This is a genomic window from Bifidobacterium sp. POST2/T3 (B1), from assembly GCF_058197115.1.
Map to the genome: position 1 here is coordinate 1 of NZ_JBVPQK010000231.1, position 4,252 is coordinate 4,252.

2 protein-coding genes are annotated in these 4,252 nt (G+C 65.0%); both read left to right on the forward strand.

Annotation, left to right across the window (positions count from 1 at the left end):
• On the forward strand, window positions 1-579 hold a 579-nt coding region (gene pth / locus AC0AP0_RS09580), incomplete at its 5' end, for an aminoacyl-tRNA hydrolase (RefSeq protein ID WP_490430296.1).
• Window positions 569-4,192, forward strand: a complete 3,624-nt coding sequence (gene mfd / locus AC0AP0_RS09585) for a transcription-repair coupling factor (protein ID WP_490430297.1) — start codon at window positions 569-571, stop codon at window positions 4,190-4,192. The genes pth and mfd, both read left to right, overlap by 11 nt.
• Window positions 4,193-4,252: the final 60 nt, after the last annotated feature.

Genomic DNA, 4,252 nt, shown 5'->3' on the forward strand with positions numbered 1-4,252 from the left:
ATAGCCGGACTGGGCAACCCGGGTGACGAGTATAAGGGCACCAGGCACAACATGGGCTTCATGTGCGCCGATCTGCTGGCCGAGCGATGGTCGGTCAACCTGCGCGACCACAAGGGTCTGGCCCAGCTGGGCCGTGGCACTCTGGCTCTTGACGGACGCCGCATACCCTTCTTCCTGGCAAAGCCGCTGACTTTCATGAATGACTCCGGCGATGCCTTGGCCTCCATCTGCTCCTACTACCACATACCGGTTGGCCGGGTTGTGGTCATCCATGACGACATGGACTTGGAGTTCGGCCGGATCAAGGTCAAAGCCGGCGGCTCCTCTGGCGGGCACAACGGCATCCGTTCCATCGACCGTTCCCTGGGCAGCAACGCCTACGCTCGGGTTCGCATGGGCGTGGGGCATGCCCGGAGAGGTCCGGACGCCCATCGCCGCACCGTGGACTGGGTTCTGGGCACCTTTGTCGGCGATCAGCGCAAGCGCCTGCCCGAGTTCCTGGCCGACGGCGCGGATGCCGCAGAAACCGTAATCGCCAAGGGCCTCAGCCAGGCTCAGGAGCAGTTCAATGGTCGATAAGCATATCAAGTCAGGGCAGGAGACCGGCAAGAAGGTGGAACCTCAGGAATCGCTGAATGGATCCCTGCGTCCTCTTTTGGACGACCTGCAGGCGGATGCCGCCTTCAAAAGGTTGGTCCAAGGAGACTCCCAGCCTGCGGCCGACACCGACACCTCGCTTATGGTCCAGGCTCCCCAGGGCATCAGGCCAGCCCTGGCCGCCGCAGCAGCCGGGCGGGCACCGGTGGTCCTGGTCGTCCCTTCTGAACGTGACGCCCAGGAGATGACCGGCGCCATCCGCTCCTGGTATGAAGGCGACCCGGGCAATGTGGCCCTGTTGCGCTCTTGGGAGACTCTGCCTCACGAGCGGCTCTCGCCCCGGGCCGACACCGTGGCCTCCCGGATGGCTGTCTTCAGGCGGCTGGCCCATCCGGTCCAGGACGATCCTGACTTCGGACCCATCCGTATCCTGGTCATGCCCGTGCGGTCCCTGCTGCAGCCTGTGGTCAAGGGTTTGCAGGATGTGGAGCCCCTGGTCTTTTTGCGCGGCCAGGACCTGCCATTGGACCAGGCTGTCGAAGCTCTGGTTCGCAACGCCTACACCCGTGTGGACCTGGTCATGGAGCGCGGCCAGTTTGCCGTCCGCGGCGGAATCCTGGATGTCTTCGTCCCCACCATGGCCCACCCGGTGCGCATTGAGTTCTTCGGCGACGAGGTGGACACCATCCGCAGCTTCCACGCCTCCGATCAGCGCACCTACGGCCCCGACCTGGACCGGATCTGGGCGCCGCCCTGCCGCGAGCTGCAGCTGACCGACCAGGTCCGCGCCCGCGCCCGCTCCCTGATAGGGAGCATCCCCAACGCCGACGACATGCTGGAGTCCATCGCCCAGGCAATTCCGGTGGAGGGCATGGAATCCCTCCTGCCTGCCCTGGTTGACGACCTGGTGCCGGTAGGGTCCATGCTGCCCGAGGGTGCCTTGATTCTGCTGTCGGAACCGCAGTTGCTGGCCCGCTCCGCCCAGGATCTGGTCAAGACCGCCAACGAGTTCCTAGCCGCCAGCTGGCATGTGGCCGCCTCAGGACAGGGTTCGGGCGCGCCCATCAGCTTCGACAGGGCCAGTTTCCTGGACTACGACGAGGTCATCTCTTCCCTGGAGTATCGAAAGGGTGAGGTCTGGAAGCTGACCGACCTGTCGGTGGATCCGGACCGTGAGGGGGCCGAGCGGCTGGATGCTCTGGCACCGGACCAGTACCGCGGTGACGAGGATCGGGCCGCCTCGGGAATCGCCTCCCTGCTGGAAAGAGGCGACCGGGTTGTGGTGACCGCCCCGGCCCAAGGGACCCTGAGCCGTCTGCGTCGGGCCGTGCAGACCACGGGGATCACCGGGTTGGAGTACCACCGCTCCTTGGCTGTGGACGGCTTCGTCGACCAGTCCGCCCATCTGGCCCTGCTGACCGAGCGGGACCTGACCGGGCGCACCAGCGTGGCCGCCGGCAGCAAGACATCCAACCGACGGCGCAAGGCCATCGACCTGGACGAGCTCAAACCCGGTGACTATGTGGTCCACGACCAGCACGGCATCGGCCGCTTCCTAGGCATGCGCCAGCGCAGCGTGGGCGTGGGCCCCAGCAAGGGCAGCCGGGAGTATCTGGTCCTTGAGTACGCCCCCTCCAAGCGCAATGCCCCGCCAGACAAGCTCTTCGTGCCGGCCGACCAGCTGGACCAGGTCAGCCGTTATATCGGTGCCGAGATTCCCAGGCTCAACAAGCTGGGCGGATCCGACTGGTCGGCTACCAAGGCCAAGGCCCGCAAGCACGTTCACAAGATCGCCCAGGGACTGGTCAAGCTTTACTCTGCCCGGCAGCGCACCAAGGGCTTCGCCTTCAGTCCCGACACCCCCTGGCAGAAGGAGTTGGAGGATGCCTTCCCCTACCAGGAGACCCCCGACCAGCTGACCGCCATCGACGATGTCAAGGCCGATATGGAGAAGCCGGTGCCCATGGACCGCCTGATCTGCGGGGATGTGGGCTTCGGCAAGACCGAGATAGCCATCCGTGCCGCCTTCAAGGCCGTTCAGGACGGCAAGCAGGTGGTCGTCCTGGTGCCCACGACCCTGCTGGTTCAGCAGCACTATCAAACCTTTACCGAGCGGTTCGAAGGCTTCCCGGTGGATGTGGCCGCCATGAGCCGCTTCCAGACCGCAAAGGAGAACCAGGCCACCATGGAGGGCCTGGCCAGCGGGGCCGTGGACGTGGTCATCGGCACCCACAAGCTGCTCAACCCGCGCATCCGATTCAAGGATCTGGGTCTGATGATCGTGGACGAGGAGCAGCGCTTCGGCGTGGAGGCCAAGGAGACCCTCAAGGCCATGCGGACCAACGTGGACGTCCTCTCCCTGTCGGCTACTCCCATTCCGCGCACCCTGGAGATGGCGGTGACCGGCATCCGCGAGATGTCCACCCTGGCCACGCCCCCCGAGGATCGTCTGCCGGTACTGACATATGTGGGCGCCTACGAGGATGCCCAGGTGACTGCGGCCATTCGTCGTGAGCTCCTGCGCGGGGGCCAGATCTTCTACATCCATAACCGGGTGGAGGACATCGGCAAGGTCTCGGCCAAGGTGCAGACGCTGGTTCCCGAGGCCAAGGTGGGAGTGGCCCACGGCAAGATGGGGGAGAAGCAGCTGGACGGGGTCATCCGGGACTTTTGGCACCGGGATATCGATGTGCTGGTCTGCACCACCATCGTCGAGACTGGCCTGGATATACCCAACGCCAACACGCTGATCGTGGACCGGGCCGACCGCTTCGGGCTCTCCCAGCTCCACCAGCTGCGCGGCCGGGTGGGACGCGGCCGGGAGCGAGCCTACGCCTACTTCCTCTACGACCCCAGCAAGCCAATGACCCAGACCGCCCACGACAGGCTGGCCACCATCGCCCAGAACACAGCTCTAGGGTCCGGCTACGACGTGGCCATGAAGGATCTGGAGCTGCGCGGCACCGGCAACCTGTTGGGCGACGAGCAGTCCGGCCATATCGAGGGGGTCGGCTTCGACCTTTACGTGCGCATGGTCTCCGAAGCGGTGGAAGAGTACAAGGAGCCTGGGCGGACCGAGCCGGTCACCGTCAGCATCGATCTGCCCTTGGAAGCTTCCATCCCTGTGGACTACATTGATTCGGACAAGCTGCGTCTGGAGGCCTACCGCAAGCTGGCCTCGGCCCGCAACGAGCAGGATCTGCGCGACCTGCATGAGGAGCTGACCGACCGATATGGGCGTCCGCCGGCCCAGTTCGACACCCTCTTCGCAGTAGCCAGGCTGCGGGCCAAGGCTCGTTCCCTGGGCATTGCGGAGATCGCCTCCCAGGGCTCCAGAGTGCGGATCAGACCCGTGGCCATGCCCGACTCCCTCCAGGCAAGGATCGCACGCATCTACAAGGGCAGCCAGTACCGTCCTGTGACGCAGACCCTGCTGATCCCAGCGCCCTTCGCGGGCTCCCTGGGTTCGGGACCCATGGATTCAGCGGCCATGACCGCCTGGGTGGACACCTTGCTGGACGACCTGGCTTGGGGGCTGCCCAAGTCCTCCGACGATGGCACGCCAGCGGGTCCCTCGTCCGTCCAACAAAACTAGTATCCTGTAAGAGACATCACAACAACTTATTGAAGGAGCAGTTGTGGCAGCAATTGAAAG